The following is a 25403-nucleotide window of genomic DNA, read 5'->3' on the forward strand; positions in this document are numbered from 1 at the left end:
GGCTTGCTCGCGAAAGCGGTGGATCAGTCACAGCAACATTGACTGACACTCCGTATTCGCGAGCAAGCCCGCTCCCACATTTGTTTGCGGCGTGCCGAATAACTAGCGCGGTTCGATATGCGCAATCATCAACTGCACAGTTTCCTGCCCACGGAACTCGTTCACGTCCAGCTTGTAGGCCAACTCCACCCAACGCACCGTCGGGTTCGGCCAGACTTCACGGTCCACACCAAACGCAATGCCATCAAGCTTCACTGACCCGCATTCGCTCTTGAGCACCACTTTCAGGTGCCGCTCGCCCACTACGCGTTGTTCGACCAACTGAAACACGCCGTGAAACAACGGTTCTGGAAAATGCTGCCCCCACGGCCCGGCATGCCGCAATGCGCGCGCCAGTTCCAGGTGAAACTCTTCCACGGCCAAGGTGCCGTCAGACAGCAAGCGCCCGGTGAGGTCTTCTTCACGCAGTTGCCGACGTACTTCAGCGTCAAAGGCTTCGGCAAACAGTGGGAAATTCGCCTCGGGCAACGTCAGACCCGCCGCCATGGCGTGACCGCCGTACTTGGCGATCAGGTTGGGATGCTGGCTGGCAACGACCGCCAGGGCATCACGGATGTGAAAACCCTGCACAGAGCGCCCTGAGCCCTTGAGCAGGCCGTCGCCAGCGTCGGCAAAGGCGATGGTCGGGCGGAAATACCGCTCTTTCATCCGCGACGCCAGAATGCCGATCACGCCTTGGTGCCATTCCGGGTCGAACAGGCACAAACCGTACGGCATCGATTCCACCGGCAAATCCTTGAGCTGGGCGAGCGCCTCGCGCTGCATGCCCTGTTCGATGGATTTGCGGTCCTGGTTCATACCGTCCAGTTGCGCCGCCATTTCCCGCGCGGCGGCGAAGTCGGTGGTGAGCAGGCATTCGATGCCCAGGCTCATATCATCCAGGCGCCCGGCGGCATTCAGGCGCGGCCCGAGAATGAAACCGAGATCGGTAGAGGTGATGCGCGCGTGGTCGCGCTTGGCGACCTCGAGGATCGCCTTGATGCCCGGCCGCGCACGACCGGCACGAATGCGCTCCAGGCCCTGATGGACGAGGATGCGGTTGTTGGCGTCCAGGGGCACCACGTCAGCGACGCTGCCCAAGGCCACCAGATCAAGCAATTCGCCGATGTTCGGCTGCGGCTTGTTGTCGTACCAGCCCAGGCCGCGCAACCGCGCACGCAAAGCCATCAACACGTAAAAGATCACGCCGACGCCGGCCAGCGCCTTGCTGGGGAACTCACAGCCGGGCTGGTTCGGGTTGACGATGGCGTCTGCCGCCGGCAACTCATCGCCCGGCAAGTGGTGGTCGGTGACCAACACCTGCAAACCGGCCGCCTTCGCCGCCGCCACGCCTTCGACACTGGAAATACCGTTATCCACAGTAATCAGCAACTGCGGCTCGCGCTGCAGCGCCACCGCGACGATTTCCGGGGTCAGGCCGTAGCCGTACTCGAAGCGGTTGGGCACCAGGTAGTCGACATGCGCCGCACCGAGCAAACGCAGGCCCAAGGTGCCCACCGTGCTGGCAGTGGCGCCATCGGCGTCGAAGTCACCGACGATGAGAATGCGCTGGCGCTGCTCCAAGGCCGTCACCAGCAGGTCCACCGCGGCATCGATGCCCTTGAGCTGCTGGTAAGGAATCAACCGCGCCAGGCTCTTGTCCAGCTCGGCTTCAGACTGCACCCCGCGCGCGGCGTAGAGACGGGTCAACAGCGGTGGCAGTTCACCGAGAAACGGCAGGACGGCGGGCAACGGGCGAGGATCGATACGCATGAGGTGGCGGGTGCTTCTCTTCTAATACAACGGTTAAACAGGGATGTTGAAATGCAGTGGATCAAATGTGGGAGCTGGCTTGCCTGCGATGCAGGCGCCTCGGTCAAGCAGTTACGCGGCGTTGATGCTTTCGCGAGCAAGCCCGCTCCCACACAAGCCAGCTCCCACAGTTTTCAACCGCGCTCGCCAACCAGCCATTGCAGTTGCACTTCGTGCTGGCCGCGATCATCAGTCACAAAAATCGTGCCTTCACTGATCATCACGTCCCACTTGATCACGCGCGGCATGTCCTTGGCCAGGGTCTCGAGGACTTCCTGCGGCACGGCGGCGATGTGTACGTTTTTCAGGTTGTTGGCCACCGGCACCACTTTGCCTTCCCATACACGCAGGCTGCCATAGGCCAGCAGGCTGGTGCGTTCGGTACGGCGCGAGCACCAAGTCAGGCGGTCGGCGTCAGGCTGGCCGACTTCAATCCAGTGCAGAACCCGATCATCCAGGCTTTTTTCCCACAGGGCTGGTTCATCCACATCGGACAGACCACGACCAAACGCCAGTTGCTCGTTGTACCAGAGGGCATAGGCCAGCAGGCGCACGGTCATGCGTTCTTCGGTTTCCGAAGGGTGGCGGGCGATGGTCTGTTTGACGCTCTCGTACACCGAACGATCGAGGTCGGTGAGATTGAGTTCGAATTTGTAGGTCGTGGACGGCTGGGCCATGAACGGGCTTCTAGAGACAGGGAAAGGCGGCCAGTCTAACCGATGGCGGGGCCAATCAACGAATACTGCGCTGCATCATCCTTATCCCAAGGGGGCTCGCCTATGTTAAAAGGCATCACACCACCGCCCACGCTTGCTAAGGATCCTCATGTCGCTTAATGCCAAACCGCTTGCCGGCCTGAAAGTCATCGAACTGGGCACCCTGATCGCCGGCCCGTTTGCGTCGCGAATCTGCGCCGAGTTCGGCGCCGAGGTGATCAAGGTTGAATCCCCGGACGGCGGTGACCCGTTGCGCAAATGGCGCAAGCTGTATGAGGGCACCTCGCTGTGGTGGTTTGTGCAGGCGCGCAATAAGCAGTCGCTGACCCTCAACCTCAAGCACCCCGATGGCCTGGCGATCCTTAAACAGCTGTTGGCAGACGCCGACATCCTGATCGAAAACTTTCGCCCCGGCGTGCTGGAAAAACTCGGCCTGAGCTGGGAAACCCTGCATGCACTGAACCCCAAGCTGGTGATGGTGCGCCTTTCGGGCTTTGGCCAGACCGGGCCGATGAAAGACCAGCCGGGGTTCGGCGCGGTGGGCGAGTCGATGGGCGGTTTGCGCTATATCACCGGTTTTGAAGACCGCCCGCCGGTACGCACCGGGATCTCCATCGGCGATTCGATCGCCGCCTTGTGGGCGGTGATCGGCGCGCTGATGGCGCTGCGTCACCGCGAGGTCAACGGCGGGCTTGGCCAGGTGGTGGACGTGGCGCTGTATGAAGCTATTTTCGCAATGATGGAGAGCATGATCCCGGAGTTCGACGTGTTCGGCTTTATCCGCGAGCGCACCGGCAACATCATGCCCGGCATCACGCCTTCGTCGATCCATACCAGTGCCGATGGCAAGCACGTGCAAATCGGCGCCAATGGCGATGCGATCTTCAAGCGTTTCATGTCGGCGATTGGCCGTGAGGACCTGGCCAATGACCCGGTCTTGGCCAGCAATGACGGGCGCGACAGCCGCCGTGACGAGCTGTACGGCGTGATCGACCGCTGGGTCAACTCACTGCCGCTGGAGCAAGTGGTTGAGCAGCTCAACAAGGCTGAGGTCCCGGCCAGTCGTATCTACAGCGCCGAAGACATGCTCGGTGACCCGCAGTTTCTGGCGCGGGAAATGTTTCTGAAGGCCAAGTTGCCGGGCGGCAAGGATTTCAAGATGCCGGGGATCGTGCCCAAGCTCTCGGACACGCCAGGCAGTTGTGAGTGGGTCGGCCCGCAGCTGGGTGAACACAACAGCGTAGTGCTCAATGCGTTGGGCTATGACACGACCGCCATTGCCCGCTTGCGTGAGGACGGCGCGATCTGATGGCTCACCCGCGCACGCGTCGGTTCATTCAGCTGTGCCTGCTCGGCTCAGTATTCGGCGTATGGCCGCTCACCTCGCATGCTCAGGACACCTTGACCTGGCTGCTGCGCGACCTGCCGCCAGTGACCATCTTCGAGGGGCCAAAAAAAGGCCAGGGCGTACTGGATCAGTTGCTACCGATACTCAGCGAGCGCCTGCCGGAGTACCGTCATACCATGATGCACGTCAACCGCGCCCGCAGCATTCAAATGCTGCGCGCAGCCTCGCTGACCTGCGACCCGGCGCTGCTATGGACGCCGGAACGCGCGACATACGTTGTGTTTTCGGCCCAGGCCTTCGTGGTGGCGAGCAACGGGGTGACCCTGCGACGAAGCCAGTATCAGCAAATGGCGCCCTTTATTGCCGAGGGCCAATTTGACCTGCAAGCCTTTCTCGACTCGCATAAAGCACGCATTGGCGCGACCGCCGAACGCAGCTACGGCCCGGTCATCGATGCACAGCTAAAAGGCGTCGACTCACACATCCTGGCACTGCATTACGGCAATGACGCGCTTGGCAGTCTGCTGCAAATGCAGCGCCTTGGGCGGCTGGAAGCGGTGCTGGGCTACTGGCCGGAAATCCGCTATCACGCCACACAGCAGGGCATTGCGCCGCAGGACTTGATGTTCTATCCCATCAAGGGCTCAGCGCCTTACCAGCGTACGCATATCGGTTGCTCGGACACGCCCCAAGGTCGCCAGGCGATCGCGCGGATCGACCAGGTACTACGCGAAATCCCACAGGAACAGCTTCTGCAGTCCTACTTGTTGTGGTTGGACCCGGTCATGCGCGAGCAGTATTTGCGCGACAACCCGAGCTTTTTCCAGGATTCGCCGGAGCGCTGAGCAATCACAAGGCAAATCGCAGGCAAAAAGAAACCCCGAAGAGTGGGGAGACACTTCGGGGTTAAACGTGGCCTACAAAGACCAGTACAACAAGCCACAAACACCGGAGCACAATGTTCGCTCTTGCTGTTACAAAATCTGACCGGCCATGCTGTAGGAAGTTTCCCTAGATAAACAATTCTTCATGCAGCGGCGCCATTGCGCGTCTGGGCAGCGTTGCGCAATGCCGCGATGACGGAAGGCTCCAGGCGCCCTTCGGCGATTTTCAGGTCGCGCAGCAGGCAATCCACCACATCCACCAGCACGCGTTTATCAGTCAATTGCGCGCGGTCGACTTCACGCTCGACAACGATGGCGCCGGCCGGGTTCTTCACGGTCACCAGGCATTCGCCCTGCACACCTGCGGTGGTCAATGTCACCTGATAAGGGCTCAGTGCTTCTTCGAGCAATAGGCTGATACTTTCCATCTCGATCACCACTCAATAGTTCGGGAACAATCGTTTCAACGGCAGCTGCCTCTATCCTAAGTGACTGGTTATGACGTAGGAAAGTTCGCTTTATCGTCTTTATGGGGTCGTCAGGGAGTGACGTGAACCAGCATGCGCTTGCAACATGACAAGCAAAAAACGGCCGCACCTAACTGCTTACGCAAAGGGTGGCTGTTTTGCGGGGAAAACGGCGTTTTACACAGTGCTTGACCCTGCCCTCATGCCGCTCCTGCGCTTTACAGGCTAAAATCCCCGAATTATCCCGGGAGCCTGTCTTGAGAGCTGCGTCTGAATCGCCACTTCGCATCGTCTTGGCCGATGACCACCCGATTTTCCTCATCGGCCTGCGGGCGGTGCTGGAGCGCGACGAACGGCTGACGATCGTCGGTGAAGCCAATTCCCCCGAGGCCCTTGCCGAGCTGTTGCGACAGTGCGCCTGCGATGTGCTGGTCACCGACTTCATGATGCCCGCCGCCCCACACGCAGACGGCTTGCGCCTGATTGAACAGGTGCGCCGACATTACCCGGCTCTGCCGATTGTGGTGGTGACCATGCTCAATAACGCGGGGTTGTTTCATGCCATCCTCGAACTGGGCGTCATGGGCCTGTTGAGCAAGGCCAGCCTCGCCGATGAGCTGCCGCAAGCCATCCGCCACGTGCGGCAGCGGCGACGCTACGTAGCCCACGCGATCCGTCAGGCATTGAACCTGGGCGGTGACGATCGTGTGCACTCCCTGGACGCGCTGTCACCCCGCGAATTGGAAGTCATCCGCCTGCTCGCGGGAGGGTTGACGGTGGGCGAGATCGCCGCGCACCTTCATCGCAGCAAACAAACCGTCAGCGCGCAAAAAGTCAGCGCCATGCGCAAGCTTGGCTTGAACAACGATGCGGCCCTGTTCATCTACGTACAGGAACACGGGCTGGCCTAGCCTGAGACGCAATCCATTGTTTCAGTGCCTCAGCGCCCATGGGCCGGGCAATAAAGCAGCCTTGCAGCCATGCCGCGCCCAGTTCACCCACCGCGTGATAATCGGCAGCGCTTTCAACCCCGGTGACCACCACACCGATGCCCAGTCGCCCGGCCATGCTCATGGCGCCGGCAACCACCGCCGCCTTGCGATCGTCACTGGCCATGCCGCTGGCAAACGCCGGGGGAATTTTCAGCTCGCTGAAGGGCAACTCCAGTAAGCGTTGCAGGCTGGTACCGCCCACGCCGAAATCACCGATGGACAGCTTGCACCCCATCATCCGCAACCGCAGCAAGCCGGTGACGTGGGCGCTGTCGGTCTTCAACCGCGAGGTTTCCACCAGTTCCAGGGTCAAGCTATGCGCGGGTACACCATGAAGCTGCAGCAAGCCTTGCAACACCTCGGGGAAGTGCGAGCGCTCCAGCATTCGCCCCGGAATGTTCACCGCCACCGGCAGCACTTGGCCGGTCTCGTGCTTCACTTGGCAGGCCAGGCCCAGCGCTTGTTCCAGCACGTGCCAGGTAAACGCCTCTTCCATTCCGGCAAATTCCAGCACCGGCAGGAATTCGTCAGGTAACAGCAACTCGCCTTGCGGGGCCTGCCAACGTGCCAGCGCCTCCACACCTTGCAACGCGCCTGCCTGGCTGACGATTGGCTGATACCAGACAGTGCCAGAGCGTGCGATCGCAACCTGGCTCACGTCCGCAGAGGGCGGCAACGGCTCGATGTCGCTCACCCCCAATAACTGGCGCACCCGCTCCCAGGACGTCCCCGGCAACCCCGGCCGCAAGCGTGCCTGGCAAGCCGTCAGCATTTGCCCGATCAGTGTTGCCGACGCAGGCTTGGGCAAGCAGCCGAGCACGTTGAGCCCCAACTGCCGCGCCATGTTCGCCACCCCGTCCAACACATCCGGCTCGGCGTTGCTCAGCAGGATCAATACTTGAGCCTGGCGGCGTTCGGCCATTTCGCGAATCAGCTCCAGACCATCGCCCTGCTCCAGGTACAGATCACATATCGCAATGTCCACCGCGCCCTTGCTTTCCAGGGACTGACGGGCAGCGTCAACCGTTTCGGCGGTGAGCACATTGAACACGCCGTTGGCATTGAGCATCTGATGCAGGGCCATCAGCTGGAAAGGGTTGTCTTCGAGAATCAGGACTTTGAGTGAGCGCATGGACACGTAACCGGGGAAAGCGAGAGTCTACAGACTAGTCAAAAACCCGCGCCTTCCCCATAGGACATGTCCTATTCAGGCTGATTCAGACAGGCGTCCAGCTCGCGCCGGAACTCGACCAAGGCTTCGCACAGCGTCACCCAGTGCACGTTGATCTGTGCGTTACGCGGATCCCGGATACAGGCTTCAAGCGCCACGCAGGCCTTGGCCAGCGGCAATGCATCCACCAGGCAGCAAATCCCCTTCAGCCGGTGCAAAGAGGCCGACAGCCGGGCCAGGTCGTGTTCCGTCATGGCGGCGGCCATCACGTTGTGTTCCTGCTCAAGGCTCCTGGCCAGTTCCTGCAACATGCGCTGCAACACTGGCCCGTCGGCCTGGGTCATGGCCCGCAGGGTCTGGATACTGAACGAGCGCGAAGGCGCCAAGCGGGCAAGCACGCGCGTCCAGTGTTCAAGGGTCACGGGCTTGACCAGCAGTTCATCCATTCCTGCCTCGCGGCAGCGCTGCTGTTCGTCATCGAAGGCATTGGCCGTGCAGCCCACCAGCGCACTGCGCGGTCGTTGCTCGCGCGCTTCAATTTGGCGGATCGTCTCGCTCAAGGCGTAGCCGGACATGCCCGGCATGTTGCAATCGGTGACCAGCACGTCAAACACCTCCCGTCGCCAGCACTGCAAGGCGGCCTCCGCCGAGTCGACGGCCACGACCTGATGGCCCAGAAACTGTAGCTGCTGAACCAGCACCAGACGATTGGCCGGCAGGTCATCGACCACCAGCACCGAAAGGCTGCGGCCAGCGACAGGCAACGACGCAGCAAGTGCCGCAGGCACATCGTCACTGCTGACCCGGTCCAGATACAGGTCGATACACACTGCCGTGCCTTCCCCCACCACACTGTTCAAGGTGATGCGCCCGCCCATCAATTCCACCAGCTGCTGGCAGATGCTCAAGCCCAGGCCGGTCCCACCGTGCTCGGCAGCCGTCAGCGCGCTGACCTGTATAAACGGCTTGAACACCCGCGCCTGCTGCTCAATACCGATGCCGGGGCCGCTGTCTTCCACACACAGATGCAAGTATTCAGCACCCACCGGATCACGCTTGCACTCGACACTGACGCGAACCTCACCGCGCTGGGTAAATTTGAGCGCGTTACCCAACAAGTTATGGAGGACTTGGCGCAGGCGCAGCGGGTCGAACCAGTAGTGCCCTTGCGCAGCGGGATCAAAAGCCAGTGTCAAATGCAGGCCTTTTTTTTGCGCCATGGCTTCAAACAGCCGCTGTATGCCCTCAAAGAAACTTCTCAAGTCCGTGGTCTGCGGCGCCAGTTGCAGATGGCCGGCTTCAATCTTCGCCAGGTCCAGGCTGTCACCGATCAGGGCAATCAACTCTCGTGCAGAACGATGGGCCACCTGCAGTGCCTCGGACACGGTATTACCTTCGGCCAGTGCCCGTTCTTGCTCCAACTCAAGCAAACCAATAATGGCGGTCATCGGTGTGCGAATCTCGTGGCTCAGGGTCGAAAGAAAGGCGCTTTTGGCGTAGTTCGCTTCGTCAGCGGCCTGGCGTGCGTCCATCAACTGGTGTTCCAGGAGTTTGCGCTCGTTGATGTCGATCCAGCCACCGAGCAACCCCTGCAATTGGCCCTTCGCGTCAAAGAACGGCACCGTCCATTGGTAGACATGAAAGGTCCCACCGTTGAACTCCAATTGCCGGTCTACGAACAGCGACTGTTGCGTTGCCAACTGCTCCATGTGCTCGGCGTGCAAGCGCGCAGCAACGGCTTCGGGCAACAGGCCGCTCTCCATCAGCGTCAGGCCCTTGATCTGTTCACGCGTGGTCGCCAATTGCTGCTCATAGCGGGTGTTGCAGGTCACCAGCCGCCCGGCCAGGTCGCGAACGAACACCGGGTTGGGCATCCCGTCCAGCAGTGCGCTCTTGAACGCTAACTGGTCGTTAAGCCGTTGCTCGGCCTGCAGGCGCTGACGAATCTGGCGCTTAAGCCGGCTGTTCCATGCCAGCGACACCAGCACAAACAACAACGCCATGGCGACCGTCCAATAGGCCCAGGGCGGCACACGTTGCCAGGCGGGCACCAGGACCGGCAAGGCCCCAAGCCAACGCATACGCAGGGCGCTCAACTCCGCTACCGGAAGCGCCTCCAACGCTTTGTTCAGAATGCTCAGCAGTTCGGGCTGATCCTTACGCACCGAGAAGCAGTTGGCCGACCACTTGCCCTCGACACTGCGACCGATGCGCAACTCATCGGCCGGGTAGCTCTGTACTTCCACTTCACTCTGGATAGTCGCCGCCGCATCGCCCCGCGATACCAGTTCGCGGGCCTGGGCGTAAGTATCGACCGAGCGCAGCTCGATCCCAGGGTGTTCGCGACGAATGTACCCTTCCAGGACATGCCGTGACGGCAGCGCCAGCACCCTGCCTGAAAGCTCGCTCAAACTGGCCACTGGCGGCTCGTCCGCGCGCTGGATAAACACCCAGCCGGAGCCACCAAAACCATGGCTGAAATTGAGGAATGCCTTGCGCTCCTGACTCTCGGCCAGGGTGGTGTTCATGTCCGCCCTGCCCGTTTCCAGCAACGCCAGGGATTGTGCCGTGGACGCCACTTCCTCCATGACAAACTGCAAGCCGGTCGTGCGTGAAATGCGGTTGAGCAAGTCCACATTCAGCCCCACCCACTGGCCGTCCTTGTCCTTGAATAGGTACGGCGAGAGTGGCAGGGACGCCACCACCACATGGGGATGCTGGAGCACCCATGCGCGTTCCGAGGCCGACAGCGCTATGCGCTCAGCGACCACCCCGACGCCCAGGCCGGTGGTCCAGCGCGCGAGGATTTCGCGCTGCACGGACTCGTCGATACTCGACAGCGCCTGGTCCATCATCGCCCCCAACTGCGGGTCGGCCTCGCGCGTGGCAAAGGCAAAACCAATGGGCGCCAGCCGGCTTTCCACTTTGATCTGCAAGCCCAGATGGGGCCGCAGCGACGTGTACGCACGCACGATCACTTCGTTGCCGATAAACGCATCGGCATCGCCTTGTGCCAACGCTTCCAAACCGCTGTAGAGATTCGGCGCCAGCATGATGTGGCTGCCGGGATACGCCTGATGGACGTTCTTGACGTTGGCGTAGCCGTCCAGCAACACCACCTTCTTGTCCTCAAGGCTCTCGTTCTGGGTGGTGTCATCCCGACGCACAACCACCACCGAACGGTCCGGCATATAGTCTGCGGTAAAGCGCAGCCCCGGCACGTCACGCTCGTAGCCATTGGCGCTGGTGAGGATATCGATGGCACCGGTCCGCAACGCTTCTACCGCCTGCGCCCGTTCGGAAAAACCCAGTACTTGCATCGGCGCATTCAAACGCGCGCCGATCAGGCTCAGGTAATCGGCGCTGATGCCTTGGTAGCGATTGCGGTCGCGTGTGATATCAATCGGTTGATAGTCATCAATCGAGATGCCCACTTTTAATGGCCGATGCGCTGCAAGCCATTGTTGCTCGCTGGCCGTCAGGGGCATGGGCTCCATGGCTATAAACGCCGGCACCAGTTTGAACGGCAGGCTGACAGCGGCCAGGCTTGCCGAGACCGGCAATAGCAACAACACGCACGTCATCCACACGCGTGCTCGGGTCGATATACTCACCGGTTGGGTTTCCTTGATTGTTCTTGTCAGTCGCCGCGCAAGTATGGCTCGCCAGAATGAAAAAGCCCGTCACGAAGACGGGCTTGGTCCACCACGCAAAACCGCTGGGTCAGAGTGGCTTGCCGCGGTTGCCATGCTGGCTGACAAACGCCTGCACGGCCTTCAAGTCATTGGCCAACACCGTACAGCGCTCTTCGCGTTCGAACAGGTCGGCCAAGTGCTCCGGCAATTCCAACGCTTTGCCCACACCCGCCTTCTCTACCGCTTCCGGGAACTTGACCGGGTGAGCCGTACCGAGGATCACCATCGGGATGTCCAGGCTGCGTCGGCATTCGCGTGCGGCCTTCACGCCGATAGCGGTGTGCGGGTCCAGCAGTTCGCCGGTCTGCGCAAAGACCTCAGCAATGGTTTCACAGGTCTGTGCATCGTCCACCGCCAAGGAGTCGAACAGTTTGCGGGTTTCGGTCCAGCGCTCTTGCTCGACGCTGAAGCCGCCACCGCTCTTGAAGCTGCTCATCAGCTCGGCCAGCGCGGCGCCGTTGCGACCGTGCATGTCGAACAGCAGGCGTTCGAAGTTCGACGACACCATGATGTCCATGGACGGCGACAGCGTGGCGTGCAGGGTTTCCTTGACGTACTGGTTGCCGCTCATGAAGCGGTGCAGGATGTCGTTGCGGTTGGTGGCGACGATCAACTGGTTGATCGGCAGGCCCATGTTGCGCGCCAGGTAGCCGGCAAAGATGTCGCCGAAGTTGCCGGTCGGCACCGAGAACGACACCGAACGTGCCGGGCCGCCCAACTGCAGGGCTGCGTGGAAGTAGTAAACGATCTGGGCCATGATCCGCGCCCAGTTGATCGAGTTTACGGCGACCAGGCGCGTGCCTTTGAGGAAGCTCTGGTCAGCGAAACTGTTCTTGACCATTTCCTGGCAGTCATCGAAGTTGCCTTCGATGGCGATGTTGTGGATGTTCTCGCCAAAAATGGTGGTCATCTGGCGACGCTGCACTTCCGACACGCGCTTGTGCGGGTGCAGGATAAAGATGTCGACGTTTTCGCAATGCTTGCAGCCTTCGATGGCCGCCGAGCCGGTATCACCTGAGGTAGCGCCGATGATCACCACGCGCTCGCCGCGCTTTTCAAGCACGTAATCGAGCAGGCGACCGAGCAGTTGCAGGGCGAAGTCCTTGAACGCCAGGGTTGGCCCGTGGAACAGCTCAAGCACCCACTCGTTGCCGTTCAGTTGGCGCAACGGGGCAATGGCGCTGTGGGAAAACACGCCGTATGTCTCTTCCAGAATCTTCTTGAAATCCGCATCCGGAATGCTGCCGGTGACGAACGGGCGCATCACCCGGAACGCCAGCTCGTGGTATGGCAGGCCAGCCCACGAAGCGATTTCTTCCTGAGTAAAACGTGGCAGGTTTTCCGGCACGTACAGGCCGCCGTCAGTGGCAAGGCCGGCGAGCAAAACGTCTTCGAAATTCAGGGCCGGTGCCTGGCCGCGGGTGCTGATGTAACGCATAGGGGCAAACCTTCGGTTTGGGCTTCAAGCTTCAAGTGACAAGCTTCAAGTTAAAGCAGCTCTGCTTTTACTTGCAGCTTGCAGCTTGGCGCTTGCAGCTGAATTAATTTAGATGTTCGACGCGAATACGAACGACCGGCCCAACCACGCCCTGAAGAGATTCGAGCGCCCGGATGGCATCGTTCATGTGCTGCTCGAGCACGCGGTGGGTCAGCAGGATCATCGGCACTTGGCCGTTTTGCTCCTCGACTTCCTTCTGCATGATCGACTCGATGTTGATACCGCGCTCCGAGAGGATGCTTGCGACCTGAGCCAACACGCCCGGATGGTCTTGGGCCTGGATGCGCAGGTAGTAGGCGCTTTCGCAGGCCTCGATCGGCAGGATCGGGTGAGCCGACAGCGAATCCGGCTGGAAAGCCAGGTGCGGCACGCGGTTTTCCGGGTCGCTGGTCATGGCGCGAACCACGTCCACCAGGTCGGCGATCACCGAGGAAGCGGTTGGCTCCATGCCGGCGCCGGCGCCGTAGAACAATGTAGAACCGGCAGCGTCACCGTTGACCATCACCGCGTTCATCACGCCGTTGACGTTGGCGATCAGGCGGTCGGCCGGGATCAGCGTCGGGTGCACACGCAGCTCGATACCAGCCGCAGTGCTGCGCGCCACGCCCAGGTGCTTGATGCGGTAGCCCAGGGCCTCGGCGTAGTTCACGTCGGCAGTGGTCAGTTTGGTGATGCCTTCGGTGTAGGCCTTGTCGAACTGCAGCGGGATACCAAAGGCGATGGATGCCAGGATGGTCAGCTTGTGCGCAGCGTCGATGCCTTCCACGTCGAAGGTCGGGTCGGCCTCGGCGTAACCCAGGGCCTGGGCTTCGGCCAGCACGTCTTCGAAGGTACGGCCCTTCTCGCGCATTTCAGTGAGGATGAAGTTACCGGTGCCGTTGATGATGCCGGCTACCCAGTTGATACGGTTGGCCGACAGGCCTTCACGGATCGCCTTGATCACCGGGATGCCACCGGCCACGGCGGCTTCGAACGCAACGATCACGCCCTTCTCGCGCGCCTTGGCGAAGATCTCGTTGCCGTGCACGGCGATCAACGCCTTGTTGGCGGTGACCACGTGCTTGCCGTTCTCGATGGCCAGCAGCACCAGATCACGGGCCACGGTGTAGCCGCCGACCAGTTCGATGACAATATCGATTTCAGGGTTGGTGGCCACAGCGAAGACATCGTTGGTAATCGCAATACCGGTCGTTTGGAACTGAGGCTTTGGCGTACGCGTGGCAATTTGCGCCACTTCAATCCCACGCCCTGCACGGCGGGAAATTTCTTCAGCATTACGCTGAAGTACGTTGAAGGTGCCGCCACCGACGGTCCCTAACCCACAGATGCCTACTTTGACCGGTTTCACTGAAGAACTCCCCATGAAACGGCCGACTCAAGGCCGGCCGTGAAAAACAGCCGCACAACTGCGGCTCTCAATTAATGCCCCGCCGACTGTTCGACGGGGCAAGATCGTCAAAGGCTCGACGATTACTGCTTACTCGCACCCAGTGCCAGTTTGGCAACTTGTGGCGCCGGCTGGTAGCCCGGAATCACTTGGCCGTCAGCCAACACGATGGCCGGTGTACCGTTCACACCAATGGACTGGCCCAAGGCAAACTGCTTGGAAACCGGGTTGGCGCATTTGGCCGCCTTGATTTCCTTGCCATCGACCATTTTGTCCAAGGCGGCTTTCTTATCGGCCGAGCACCAGACTGCCTGCAACTGTTCGTCACCCGGCGAGCCCAGGCCCTGGCGCGGGAACGCTACGTAACGCACTTCCACACCCAGCTTGTTCAGCGCAGGCACTTCGGCGTGCAGCTTGTGGCAGTACGGGCAGGTGGTGTCGGTGAACACGGTGATGTGGGTCTTGGTCTCGCCGATGGCCGGATAAACCACGGTTTCAGCCACCGGAATACCATTGATCAGCTTGGACACGCCCAGGCGCTCGGCTTTCTCGGTCAGGTTGACCGGCTTGCCGTCTTTCAGCTGGAACAGGTAGCCCTGGACGATGTACTGGCCATCGGCGCTGGCGTACAGCACGCGGCTGCCCTTGAGCTTGACTTCATACAGGCCCGCCATCGGGCTGGCACTGATGCTTTCGATTGGCGTGTCGAGCGCCAGGTTGGCCAAGCTCTTGCGAATCGTTTGCTCGGCGGCGTCATCGGCGACAACAAAGGTGGAAACCAACGCAATCGCTGCGGCGGCAATAATCTGGGTCAAGCGCATGGGAACTCCTGAAGGCAGATACAGGGACGGGTGTGGAACACCGATCTGGAAATACGGGCTGAGGCCGTCCCCTTTGCTAACCGGCAAAGCCTACCACAGTTGGGCCGCAGGGCAGACTGCGGTGGGTAAATAGGGCCTTTTCCGACATTATTTTATCCGCGTGGGTGGTGCTTGGCGTGCATATCCTGCAAGCGTGCGCGTGCCACGTGGGTGTAGATCTGGGTTGTGGATAAGTCACTGTGACCCAGCAGCATTTGTACGACGCGCAAGTCCGCACCGTGGTTGAGCAAATGGGTGGCAAACGCGTGGCGCAATGTGTGCGGCGAAAGCGCCTTGCCGATCCCAGCCACCTTGGCCTGGTGCTTGATACGGTGCCAGAAGGTCTGGCGGGTCATCTGCTCGCCGCGCAGGCTGGGGAACAGCACATCGCTGGGCCGTCCACCGAGCAACTCACCGCGGGCATCACGCATGTAGCGCTCGACCCACACAATCGCCTCCTCGCCCATGGGTACCAAGCGCTCCTTGCTGCCCTTGCCCATCACCCGGAGCACGCCCTGGCGCAGGTTGACTTGCTCCAGGGTCAGGCTGATCAGCTCGGTCACGCGCAGGCCGCAGGCGTAGAGCACTTCGAGCATGGCGCGGTCGCGCTGGCCGATGGCTTCGCTCAGGTCGGGGGCGGAGAGCAAGGCGTCGACGTCGGCTTCCGACAGGGATTTGGGCAATGGCCGACCCAGCTGCGGCATGTCGATTTGCAGAGTTGGGTCGACGGCGATGAGTTTTTCCCGCAGCAGGTAGCGATAAAAGCCACGCACGCCGGAGAGAAAGCGCGCCGTGGAGCGCGGTTTGTAGTTCTGTTCCAAGCGCCAGGCCAGGTGATCGAGGATCAGCTCACGACCGGCATTGATCAGTTCGAGGTTTTTTTCCTGCAACCAGCCATTGAACAGCGCCAGGTCGCTGCGATAGGCCTGGCGGGTGTTGTCCGACAGGCCTTTTTCCAGCCAGAGGGCGTCGAGGAAGCGGTCGATCAAAGGGTGGTCAATGGCGGGCATAGGGGCTCAGGCGAATGAAGGTGGTGGCTGGTAGATCCTATCGCAGGCACGCCAGCGCCCACACTGAAAATGCATTTCCTTGTGGGCGCTGGCGTGCCTGCGATGGCTGCGACTCGGTCTCGGATCAGCCCACAAACCCAGGCAACACCGGCACCGGCCGCTTGTCGGCATCGATCGCGACAAAGCTAAACACGCCTTGGATGGCTTTTTCGCGGCCATCAGCACTCATGCTTTTCAACAAACACTTCGACTTCGACCTTGAGGCTGGTATTGCCCACCTTGATCACACGGCCAATCAACTCAACGATGGAGCCGGCCGGGATCGCATGGTTAAAGTCGATACGATCGGTGGAGACCGTCACCAGCGGCAAACGGCAAAACCGCGTAGCGGTGATGAACGACACTTCGTCCATCCAGGCTAACGCAGTGCCGCCGAACAGCGTGTTGTGGTGGTTGGTGGTCGGCGGAAACACGGCCTTGGTCACGTGGGTCACGGACAGGTCGGTGCGACGCTGGATTTCTTCGAGGCGGGTGGTCATGGGCAAATACCGGCAATGGACAAATTTCAGGCACAAAAAAGCAGCCCGTAGGCTGCTTTTTTCTGCATCGGGAAGCTGGACTTAAGCCAGTTTTTCCTTGATGCGAGCTGCTTTACCGGACAGGTCACGCAGGTAGTACAGCTTGGCTTTACGTACGTCACCGCGACGCTTAACGGCCATGCTGTCGATTTGCGGGCTGTAGGTCTGGAAAGTACGCTCTACGCCAACACCGTTGGAGATTTTACGAACAGTGAAAGCACTGTTCACACCACGGTTACGCTTGGCGATTACCACGCCTTCGAACGCTTGCAGACGCGAACGGTCGCCTTCCTTCACTTTCACCTGAACGACAATAGTGTCGCCCGGGGCAAAGGTAGGGATCTCTTTGGTCATCTGCTCTGCTTCGAGTGCAAGGATGATTTTGTTAGTCATGCTGTGCTCCTAAGGTAAGTCGTCGGACCTACCATCGATACGTTGTTAACTATCGTCCCGCGCGAGGATGTATTCCTCGAGCAGCTTCTTCTCTTCTCCAGAAAGCGAGCGGCTTTCCAGAAGATCGGCGCGTCGTTCATAGGTCCGACCAAGGGACTGCTGTAAACGCCAACGCCGGATGTGTGCGTGATTGCCACTTAGCAATACGTCGGGAACACGCTGATCCGCATACACCTCCGGTCGGGTGTAGTGCGGGCAATCCAGCAAACCATCCGTGAAGGAATCTTCCTCCGCGGAGTCCGCATGCCCTAAAGCTCCAGGCAGCAGTCGTGTAACCGCATCTATCAGGACCATCGCCGGCAGCTCGCCGCCAGACAGGACATAGTCCCCAATCGACCACTCTTCATCGACATGAGCTTCAATAAACCGCTCGTCAATGCCTTCATAGCGACCGGCAATCAGGATCAGTGCTTCCTCATTCGCCAGTTCGCGGACCCCAGCCTGTTTCAGCTGACGGCCTTGAGGGGACAGGTAAATTACCTTCGCCTTCTCCCCGGCGGCAGCCTTGGCCTGAACCAACGCGTCTTCCAGGGGCTTGATCTTCATCACCATGCCCGGGCCACCGCCAAATGGGCGGTCATCCACAGTGTGATGTCGATCTGTCGTGTAGTCTCGCGGGTTCCAACAGGTGAGCTGCAACAGCCCCTGTTTCACCGCCCGACTGGTGATGCCGTACTCGCTGATGGCGGAGAACATCTCGGGAAACAAACTGATCACTTCAATGCGCAAATTAGCCACGCTTAGAAGTCCGCGTCCCATTCCACCTTCATCTCGCCCGCTGCCAGGTCGACGGCCAACACGCATTGCTCGGTATACGGCAACAAGCGTTCGCGATCATCCAGGCTGCCAGCGCAAGGCTTGACCACCATTACATCATTGGCGCCGGTTTCCAGAAGATGATCGATTTTCCCGAGCAATTGCCCGAGTTGATCAATAACCTTCAGACCTTCCAGCTGGTACCAGTAGTACTCGCCGTCGGTCAATTCAGGGAACAGGTTGCGCGGCACGCAGATCTCATAACCGGCCAGAAGACGCGCTTCTTCACGATCATCAAGACCCTTGAGCTTTGCGACCAGGAACTTATCGCTCCCGCGTCCACTGACCAGCTCGACCTGTTTCACACTACCTTCGCGCTTGAGCGTCCAGGTTTTGTACTGCAACAGGTTTTCAGTCGGATCAGTAAAGGAATACACCTTCACTTCGCCGCGAACGCCATGAACAGAGTAAATCTTGCCGATAACGATCAAATCATCAGCAACAGCTGGCGTCGCGTTCATATTGCTCAGGCTGCGGCCTTAGCCGAGTCCTTCAACAACTTAGCAACACGCTCAGACGGTTGTGCACCAACGCTCAGCCAGTAGGCTACGCGCTCTTGGTTCACGGACAGACGAACTTCTTGACCACGAGCGATCGGGTTGAAGAAGCCAACTTGTTCCTTGTGAGAGCCGTCACGTGGGTTGCGGCTGTCAGTTACGGTCAAGTGGTAAAACGGGCGCTTTTTGGAGCCGCCAAGGGCAAGACGGATTGTTAGCATGTGAACATCGTTCCTGTAGTCGGTGCTGCAAATCTAAATGCACAGCGGGCATAGGTGCCCGAAAGGCCGCATATTCTAAGGAATATCCGGACTTTTGCAAATGTCTTTTTCTGGCGCCTATCAGCGTGCCACTCAGATCTGCTATAGAGCCGTCGGTTAAAACGGCGAGTCAGCTCCCGCCAATGGCGGGTTTGCTGGAGATCCCACTTCCTTGTGGGTCGGAGCGCAAGCGTGCTTGCGCTCGAATACTTTACATTTTCGGCATGCCGCCGCCGGGCGGCATACCGCCCATGCCGCGCATCATCTTGGCCATTCCGCCTTTCGCGGAGAATTTCTTCATCATCTTCTGCATCTGCTTGTGCTGCTTGATCAAGCGACCGATGTCCTGCACCTGGGTGCCGGAGCCCATGGCGATCCGACGTTTGCGCGAACCGCTGATCAGCTCAGGGTCGCGGCGCTCGGCCGGGGTCATGGAATTGATGATGGCTTCCATCTGCTTGAACTGCTTCTCTGCCGCGCCCTGGGCATTGCCCATTTGCGCCAGGTTCACACCGCCGATGTTCGGCAGCTTGTCCATCAGGCCGCCGAGGCCGCCCATGTTCTTCATTTGTTGCAGCTGGTCACGGAAGTCTTCGAGGTCGAAGCCCTTGCCCTTCTTCAGCTTCTTGGCCAGCTTGTCGGCCTTGTCTTTGTCGAGCGTAGCTTCGGCCTGCTCGATCAGGCTGAGCACGTCGCCCATGCCGAGGATACGCGAGGCGATCCGCTCAGGATGGAACGGCTCGAGCGCGTCGCTCTTCTCGCCCATACCAATAAACTTGATCGGCTTGCCGGTGATGGCGCGTACCGACAGCGCGGCGCCGCCACGGGCGTCGCCGTCAACCTTGGTCAGGATCATGCCGGTCAGCGGCAGTGCGTCGCCGAAGGCCTTAGCGGTGTTGGCCGCATCCTGGCCGGTCATGGCGTCGACCACGAACAGCGTCTCGACCGGGTTGATCGCGGCATGCAGCGCCTTGATCTCGCCCATCATCTCTTCGTCGATGTGCAGGCGACCGGCGGTATCGACGATGACCACGTCGATGAATTTCAGCTTGGCTTCTTTAATGGCCGCGTTGGCAATGTCGACCGGCTTCTGGCTCAGGTCGGACGGGAAGAAGGTCACACCCACTTCGCCCGCGAGCATTTCCAACTGCTTGATGGCCGCCGGACGGTACACGTCGGCCGACACCACCATCACGGATTTCTTCTTGCGCTCTTTAAGGAAGCGCGCCAGCTTGCCGGCGGTGGTGGTCTTACCCGCACCTTGCAAACCAGCCATCAGCACGACGGCCGGTGGCACGGCGCTGAGGTTCAAATCTTCGTTGGCCGCGCCCATCAGGCTTTCGAGTTCGGCCTGCACGATCTTCACAAAGGCCTGGCCCGGGGTCAGGCTGCGGGACACTTCGGTGCCGACCGCACGCTCCTTGACCGAGTTGACGAAGTCCTTCACCACCGGCAAGGCCACGTCGGCTTCCAGCAACGCCATGCGTACTTCACGCAGGGTGTCTTTAATATTGTCCTCGGTCAGCTTGGCCTTGCCGGTTACGTGGCGCAGCGTCTGCGAGAGACGGTCAGTCAGGTTTTCAAACATGCGCGATCCTTTCAGGCCCTATTCATCGAAATGCATTGGTAGACCGAGGTAATGGCAGCCCAGGCTGTGGTAAATCGCTATTAAAAACAGCGCTCGGCGAGCCTGCGGCGTGGGCAGGTCGCGGATTATAGCGAAGACTGCGCCTGTGCACACCCGCTGTCTGGCCCGGGAGTCTTTCGTGCAGCGTTGGTGTGTGCCAAACTCAGCGCCTTTCGGGCTTGTCTATCAGGATTTATGGTCCCCTTGTCACCCAGTTTGCTACCCAGCCTCGCCGCCGCACTCTTGTATGCCGCTGCGACTCTCTATCAGGGCACTCGCCTGGCCCAAGGCACCAAGGCGGACAAACGCCTGCTGGTGAGCCTTGGCGTCGTGGCCCTGCTGGCCCACGCCGCCAGTCTGTTCACCCACCTAATGACGCCGGTTGGCCTGGGCCTGGACTTTTTCAGCGCCGCCAGCCTGATCGCTGCTGCCGTGATCGCGCTAACCCTGCTGGCCTGCTACCGCATTCCGGTGGAAAACCTGCTGGTGCTGCTATTCCCGCTGGGAATGCTGACGGTGCTGCTGGCGCAATTCACCCCGACCGGCACCGTGCAGGTGATCGACGAGGAGCCGGGCATCCTCGCCCACATCCTGTTGTCGATCCTGGCCTACGGCATGTTCACCATCGCGGTGTTCCAGGCGTTGCTCCTGCTGCTGCAGGACCACCAGCTTAAAAACAAGCACCCGTCCGGGCTGATCAAGAACTTCCCGCCGCTGCAAACCATGGAAAGCCTGCTGTTCGGTTTCCTGTGGGCCGGCTGGACCCTGCTGTCGCTGTCGCTGATTTCCGGCTGGCTGTTCGTCGAAAACCTCTTCGCCCAACACCTGGTGCACAAAACCCTGCTGGCGTGCCTGGCCTGGGTGGTGTTCAGCGTGTTGCTGTGGGGGCGTAACCGCCTCGGCTGGCGTGGGCACAAGGCGATCCGCTGGACCCTGGCCGGTTTCTGCCTGCTGATGCTGGCCTATTTCGGCAGCAAGCTGGTTCGCGAATACATCCTGCATATCTGACGGGCAGCGATCATGGACAACTTGCCCCTTGGGCCGATGCTCGCCGTAATCGCCTTGCTGGTGTTATGGGCGGCGCTGTTTACCGCCATCGAAGCCGCGCAACAACACTTGCTGGCCCTGCGCCCCGGTACACGCCAGGGCGACAAGGCCGCCGCCCGCCTGAACTTCCCGCGTCACAGCCTGATTCTGTGCAACAGCCTGTGTCGCGCCGCCGTGGTAATTCTCTGCACGCTGCTGGCGATCTACGCCTGGGCTTTGAACGGCCCGTGGCTCGGCTGGCTGATCTCCTGCGCAATCTTGCTGGTGCTCGCCGACTACCTGCCCCGCGCCCTCGCGGTTCGCCACCCGCAAGCCGTGCTGGGCTTTGGCAACACCCTGCTGGGCGTGCCGCTGAAAGTGCTCTACCCCGTGGCCTGGCTGCTCAATGGCATCAGCCTGTTGCTGCTGCGCCCATTCGCGCGCAAATCCGGCGTGGTGAAAAAGAGCGACGAGCCGCTGCCTGACCATGACGACGAACCGGAGTCCGAGGCCGACGACAATCGCACGCCCGGTATGCCCGGCATCCATGCCCTCGACAACATCACGGTCAACGACATCCTGGTGCCGCGCAGCGAAGTGGACGGCATCAACCTGGATGACTCGATCAAAGAGATCATCGAGCAACTGCGCACCTCCCAGCGCACCCGCCTGCCGGTGTTCCACAGCGATATCAACCAAGTCGAAGCGGTGCTTAATACGCGGCAGATCCAACACCTGCTGCCCGACGCCAGCCTGACCAAAGAAGCCCTGCTCGCCGCCTGCCACGAGCCCTACTTCGTCCCCGAAAGCACGCCCCTGCAACTGCAATTGCTGAACTTTCACAAGCAGCAGCGGCGCCTGGGCATGGTGGTGGACGAATACGGCGAAGTGCTCGGTATTGTCACCCTGGAAGACATCCTCGAAGAGATCGTCGGTGAATTCGAAAGCGATCAGGCGGCGGACAACCCCCATGTCGAAGCGCAGCCGGATGGCCGCTACATCATCGACGGCGCCGCTTCGATCCGCGAACTGAACAAGAGCCTGGGCTGGCACCTGCCCAGCGACGGCCCCAAGACCCTCAATGGCTTGGTCACCGAGGCGCTGGAGACCATTCCTGACTGCGCGGTGTGCCTGAAAATCGGCCGCTATCGCCTGGAAATCCTTGAGACCGAGGACAACCGCGTGAGCAAGGTGCTGATCTGGCACACCAGCCGCGTGCCGGTCGCCGCATAACTTTCTGGCACAGCACACTCCAATGTGGGAGCAGGCTTGTGTGGGAGCTGGCTTGCCTGCGATGGCATCACCTCGGTACTCCTGATGCACCGAGGCGCCTGTATCACAGGCAAGCCAGCTCCCACATTTAGCTTATCTGCGTGCCAGCACCCCTTGTTGGATCCGCAACCCCCTTCCTATAATCGGCACGGCTTACCCAAGCCCCGCCCGACCGCGTGCTACCCGCACTCAGCGCGTCCAGGCACTGCGTTACCATGTCTTACCGGTGTTTGCTCCCATCCCGAGCCGCTCCGCCTACGCCCCTGATCCATGGGTGTTCGACCAATAATAATCCGCGTCCAAACGCGCAATGACCGTCAGGGATACCTCCATGAGCACCACCTATAACGAGGCCGCGACCGCCGCCCCGCTCAACTCGACCGCACGGGTCGCCACGGCGAGCATCGTCGGCACCGCCATCGAGTTCTACGATTTCTATATCTATGCCACCGCTGCGGCGCTGGTGATCGGCCCGGTATTCTTCCCGCAAACCTCCGGCACCGCACAGATGCTGGCGTCGTTCCTGACCTTCGGCATCGCCTTCATCGCCCGCCCGCTGGGCTCGGCGCTGTTCGGCCACTTCGGTGACCGTATCGGGCGTAAATCCACCTTGGTGGCATCGTTGCTGCTGATGGGCGTGTGTACCACCCTGATTGGCCTGCTGCCGGGCTATGACAGCATCGGCGCCTGGGCACCGATCCTCTTGTGTGTGCTGCGTTTCGGCCAGGGCCTGGGGCTTGGCGGGGAATGGGGCGGCGCGGCGTTGCTGGCAACCGAAAACGCGCCGAAGGGCAAGCGCGGCTGGTTCGGCATGTTCCCACAACTGGGGCCCTCGATTGGCTTTCTGGCGGCCAACGGGCTGTTCCTGATCTTGGCCATGAGCCTGAACGACGAACAGTTCCGCAGTTGGGGCTGGCGTATTCCGTTCATCCTCAGCGCCGCGCTGGTAATGGTCGGCCTGTATGCACGCCTTAAACTGCATGAAACCCCGGTATTCGCCAACGCCGTGGCCAAAGAAGCCCCGGTGAAAGTGCCGTTGGTGGAGTTGTTCAGCCAGCATTGGCTACCAGTGCTGCTGGGCGCCGCGTCGATGGTGGTGTGTTATGCGCTGTTCTACATCACCACCGCGTTCTCCCTGAGTTATGGCGTGTCGACGCTGGGCTACAGCCGCGAGACGTTCCTCGGTTTGCTGTGCTTTGCGGTGCTGTTCATGGGCTTGGCTACACCGCTGGCGGCCTTGGCCAGTGACCGTTACGGGCGCAAGCCGGTGCTGATCGTCGGCGCGGTCCTGGCCATTCTGTCGGGCTTTACCATGGAGCCGCTGCTCACCCACGGTTCGACTTGGGCGGTGGCGTTGTTCCTGGCGCTGGAGCTGTTCCTGATGGGCGTGACCTTCGCCCCAATGGGCGCGATGCTGCCGGAGCTGTTCCCCACGCGCGTGCGTTATACCGGTGCTTCGGCGGCGTATAACCTGGGTGGGATCGTCGGGGCGTCGGCCGCACCGTTCTTCGCGACCAAGCTGGTGGCGATGGGCGGGCTGAGTTATGTCGGCGGGTATGTGTCGGCGGCAGCGTTACTCAGCTTGATTGCTGTGCTGTGCCTGAAAGAGACGCGGGATAACGATTTGAACAAGGTCGCCTGAGCGCAGATCGTTCCCACGCTCGGCGTGGGAACGCCTCTTGTGACGCTCCGCGTCACGCTTTGGGACGCAGAGCATCCGGGGCTGCATTCCCACGCAGAGCGTGGGAACGATCTGCGTGGGGTTACAGCTCTACAACAACAGCCTTCGAAGCACGAGTCGCCTTAGCCCGAGCCGCCTCAATCGACTCATCCCGCGCCAACGCCACACCCATCCGACGCTGACCATTAACTTCTGGCTTACCAAACAGACGCAACGCCGTGTCCGGCTCGCTCAAGGCCGCGCCGAGGTTGGCAAAGGCGGTCTGGGTCGACTGCCCTTCCACCAGAATCACCGCCGAAGCCGAAGGCCCGAACTGACGGATCAACGGAATCGGTAGGCCCAGGATGGCGCGAGCGTGCAGCGCGAACTGCGACAGATCCTGAGAAATCAACGTCACCAAACCGGTGTCATGCGGGCGCGGCGACACTTCGCTGAACCACACCTGATCGCCCTTGATGAACAATTCCACGCCAAACAGGCCACGGCCACCCAGGGCCTCGGTCACGGCTTTGGCAACCCGCTCGGATTCCGCCAGGGCAATCGGGCTCATGGCTTGCGGCTGCCAGGATTCCTGGTAGTCGCCCTTCTCCTGACGGTGGCCGACCGGCGCGCAGAAGGTGGTGCCACCGATGTGGCGTACGGTCAGCAGGGTGATTTCGTAGTCGAAGTCGATAAAGCCTTCGATGATCACCCGGCCTTTACCAGCACGGCCGCCTTCCTGGGCGTAATCCCAGGCTTTGCGCACATCATCAGCGCTGCGCAGCAGGCTCTGGCCCTTGCCCGAGGAGCTCATCACCGGCTTGACCACACACGGGAAGCCCAGGTCTTGCACGGCCTTGCTGTAGTCTTCGAAGGTGTCAGCGAAGTGGTACGGCGAGGTCGGCAGGTCCAGCTCTTCAGCGGCCAGGCGACGGATGCCTTCACGGTTCATGGTCAGCGAGGTGGCGCGCGCGGTCGGGATCACGGTGAAGCCTTCGGCCTCCAGCTCCACCAGCGTAGCGGTGGCGATGGCTTCGATTTCCGGCACGATGAAGTGCGGTTTCTCGGCTTCGATCACGGCACGCAGGGCGGCGCCGTCGAGCATATTGATCACATGGCTACGGTGCGCGACCTGCATGGCCGGGGCGTTGGCGTAGCGATCCACGGCAATCACTTCAACGCCCAGGCGTTGCAGTTCGATTACCACTTCCTTGCCCAGCTCACCGCAGCCACACAGCAAAACGCGGGTCGCGGTTGGCGACAGTGGAGTTCCGATTCGGGTCATCTCAGGTCCTCAGGGGAGCGGATCATGGGGAGAAAGGCCGGCATTTTACA

Annotated in this window: 21 protein-coding genes and 1 pseudogene; 6 read left to right on the plus strand and 16 right to left on the minus strand. The window is 60.7% G+C overall.

What is annotated here, in order from left to right; translation table 11 throughout:
• Positions 1-102: 102 nt before the first annotated feature.
• Together recJ and ACI77I_RS08335 are read right to left on the minus strand one after the other, a co-directional pair.
• On the minus strand, positions 103-1812 hold the full coding sequence (gene recJ / locus ACI77I_RS08330) for a single-stranded-DNA-specific exonuclease RecJ (RefSeq protein WP_406997308.1): 1710 nt from the start codon (positions 1810-1812) through the stop codon (positions 103-105).
• Between the two features lie 173 nt (positions 1813-1985).
• A complete protein-coding gene (locus tag ACI77I_RS08335) occupies positions 1986-2528 on the minus strand; it encodes a YaeQ family protein (protein ID WP_003193952.1) in 543 nt (180 codons plus the stop codon).
• A 148-nt stretch (positions 2529-2676) separates the two neighbouring features.
• Between ACI77I_RS08335 and ACI77I_RS08340 the strand changes: the two genes are divergently transcribed.
• Both ACI77I_RS08340 and ACI77I_RS08345 read left to right on the plus strand, forming a co-directional pair.
• A complete protein-coding gene (locus tag ACI77I_RS08340) occupies positions 2677-3876 on the plus strand; it encodes a CaiB/BaiF CoA transferase family protein (protein WP_406997309.1) in 1200 nt (399 codons plus the stop codon).
• Positions 3876-4760: a TIGR02285 family protein gene (locus tag ACI77I_RS08345; RefSeq protein WP_094951954.1), complete on the plus strand. Its 885-nt coding sequence runs from the start codon at positions 3876-3878 to the stop codon at positions 4758-4760. Before ACI77I_RS08340 ends, ACI77I_RS08345 begins: the two co-directional genes overlap by 1 nt.
• A gap of 182 nt (positions 4761-4942) precedes the next feature.
• Here the strand turns inward: ACI77I_RS08345 and ACI77I_RS08350 are convergent, their stop codons facing one another.
• Positions 4943-5227 carry a DUF3509 domain-containing protein gene (locus ACI77I_RS08350; protein WP_094951953.1) on the minus strand — a complete coding sequence of 95 codons (285 nt, stop codon included), beginning with the start codon at positions 5225-5227 and terminating at the stop codon, positions 4943-4945.
• 296 nt (positions 5228-5523) lie between these two features.
• On the opposite strand from ACI77I_RS08350, the gene ACI77I_RS08355 reads away from it, so the two are divergent.
• Positions 5524-6177, plus strand: coding sequence for a response regulator transcription factor (locus tag ACI77I_RS08355; RefSeq protein WP_094951952.1), 654 nt, complete (start codon positions 5524-5526; stop codon positions 6175-6177).
• Here the strand turns inward: ACI77I_RS08355 and ACI77I_RS08360 are convergent.
• The 12 genes and pseudogenes from ACI77I_RS08360 to ffh all read right to left on the minus strand — a co-directional run bounded on the left by ACI77I_RS08360 (position 6146) and on the right by ffh (position 20071).
• On the minus strand, positions 6146-7390 hold the full coding sequence (locus tag ACI77I_RS08360) for an EAL domain-containing protein (RefSeq protein WP_242152350.1): 1245 nt from the start codon (positions 7388-7390) through the stop codon (positions 6146-6148). The two genes, ACI77I_RS08355 and ACI77I_RS08360, sit on opposite strands and share 32 nt — an antisense overlap.
• A gap of 71 nt (positions 7391-7461) precedes the next feature.
• Complete coding sequence (locus tag ACI77I_RS08365) at positions 7462-11013, minus strand: transporter substrate-binding domain-containing protein (RefSeq protein WP_406997332.1); 3552 nt, start codon at positions 11011-11013, stop codon at positions 7462-7464.
• 139 nt (positions 11014-11152) lie between these two features.
• Positions 11153-12562, minus strand: coding sequence for a threonine synthase (gene thrC, locus ACI77I_RS08370; RefSeq protein ID WP_094951950.1), 1410 nt, complete (start codon positions 12560-12562; stop codon positions 11153-11155).
• A 103-nt stretch (positions 12563-12665) separates the two neighbouring features.
• Positions 12666-13970 carry a homoserine dehydrogenase gene (locus tag ACI77I_RS08375; protein ID WP_094951949.1) on the minus strand — a complete coding sequence of 435 codons (1305 nt, stop codon included), beginning with the start codon at positions 13968-13970 and terminating at the stop codon, positions 12666-12668.
• A gap of 122 nt (positions 13971-14092) precedes the next feature.
• Positions 14093-14830, minus strand: coding sequence for a thioredoxin fold domain-containing protein (locus ACI77I_RS08380; protein ID WP_094951948.1), 738 nt, complete (start codon positions 14828-14830; stop codon positions 14093-14095).
• Positions 14831-14982: 152 nt separating this feature from the next.
• Positions 14983-15879: a site-specific tyrosine recombinase XerD gene (xerD, locus tag ACI77I_RS08385; RefSeq protein WP_094951947.1), complete on the minus strand. Its 897-nt coding sequence runs from the start codon at positions 15877-15879 to the stop codon at positions 14983-14985.
• A 124-nt stretch (positions 15880-16003) separates the two neighbouring features.
• Positions 16004-16418, minus strand: a pseudogene (locus ACI77I_RS08390) (acyl-CoA thioesterase).
• 81 nt (positions 16419-16499) lie between these two features.
• Positions 16500-16850 carry a 50S ribosomal protein L19 gene (rplS, locus tag ACI77I_RS08395; RefSeq protein ID WP_003175895.1) on the minus strand — a complete coding sequence of 117 codons (351 nt, stop codon included), beginning with the start codon at positions 16848-16850 and terminating at the stop codon, positions 16500-16502.
• Between the two features lie 45 nt (positions 16851-16895).
• Positions 16896-17669, minus strand: a complete 774-nt coding sequence (gene trmD / locus ACI77I_RS08400; protein WP_016977714.1) for a tRNA (guanosine(37)-N1)-methyltransferase TrmD — start codon at positions 17667-17669, stop codon at positions 16896-16898.
• Positions 17651-18187 carry a ribosome maturation factor RimM gene (rimM, locus tag ACI77I_RS08405; protein WP_003175898.1) on the minus strand — a complete coding sequence of 179 codons (537 nt, stop codon included), beginning with the start codon at positions 18185-18187 and terminating at the stop codon, positions 17651-17653. The genes trmD and rimM overlap by 19 nt, the downstream gene beginning before the upstream one ends.
• 5 nt (positions 18188-18192) lie before the next feature.
• Complete coding sequence (gene rpsP, locus ACI77I_RS08410; RefSeq protein ID WP_003238923.1) at positions 18193-18444, minus strand: 30S ribosomal protein S16; 252 nt, start codon at positions 18442-18444, stop codon at positions 18193-18195.
• 250 nt (positions 18445-18694) lie between these two features.
• Complete coding sequence (gene ffh / locus ACI77I_RS08415) at positions 18695-20071, minus strand: signal recognition particle protein (protein WP_406997310.1); 1377 nt, start codon at positions 20069-20071, stop codon at positions 18695-18697.
• A gap of 234 nt (positions 20072-20305) precedes the next feature.
• Between ffh and ACI77I_RS08420 the strand changes: the two genes are divergently transcribed.
• The 3 genes from ACI77I_RS08420 (at position 20306) to ACI77I_RS08430 (ending at position 24050) form a co-directional block, all read left to right on the plus strand.
• Entirely contained in the window at positions 20306-21118 is an 813-nt protein-coding gene (locus tag ACI77I_RS08420) for an inner membrane protein YpjD (RefSeq protein ID WP_406979764.1), read from the plus strand.
• 12 nt (positions 21119-21130) lie between these two features.
• Positions 21131-22369, plus strand: a complete 1239-nt coding sequence (locus tag ACI77I_RS08425) for a transporter associated domain-containing protein (RefSeq protein ID WP_406997311.1) — start codon at positions 21131-21133, stop codon at positions 22367-22369.
• A gap of 370 nt (positions 22370-22739) precedes the next feature.
• Positions 22740-24050, plus strand: coding sequence for an MFS transporter (locus tag ACI77I_RS08430; RefSeq protein WP_094951942.1), 1311 nt, complete (start codon positions 22740-22742; stop codon positions 24048-24050).
• Between the two features lie 121 nt (positions 24051-24171).
• Here the strand turns inward: ACI77I_RS08430 and purT are convergent, their stop codons facing one another.
• The gene (purT, locus tag ACI77I_RS08435) at positions 24172-25353 is read right to left on the minus strand and encodes a formate-dependent phosphoribosylglycinamide formyltransferase (protein WP_094951941.1); all 1182 of its coding nucleotides are present in this window, start codon (positions 25351-25353) and stop codon (positions 24172-24174) included.
• Positions 25354-25403 lie beyond the last annotated feature (50 nt).

This window comes from Pseudomonas sp. D47, assembly GCF_045447305.1.
In the GTDB taxonomy this organism is placed as follows: Bacteria; Pseudomonadota; Gammaproteobacteria; order Pseudomonadales; family Pseudomonadaceae; genus Aquipseudomonas.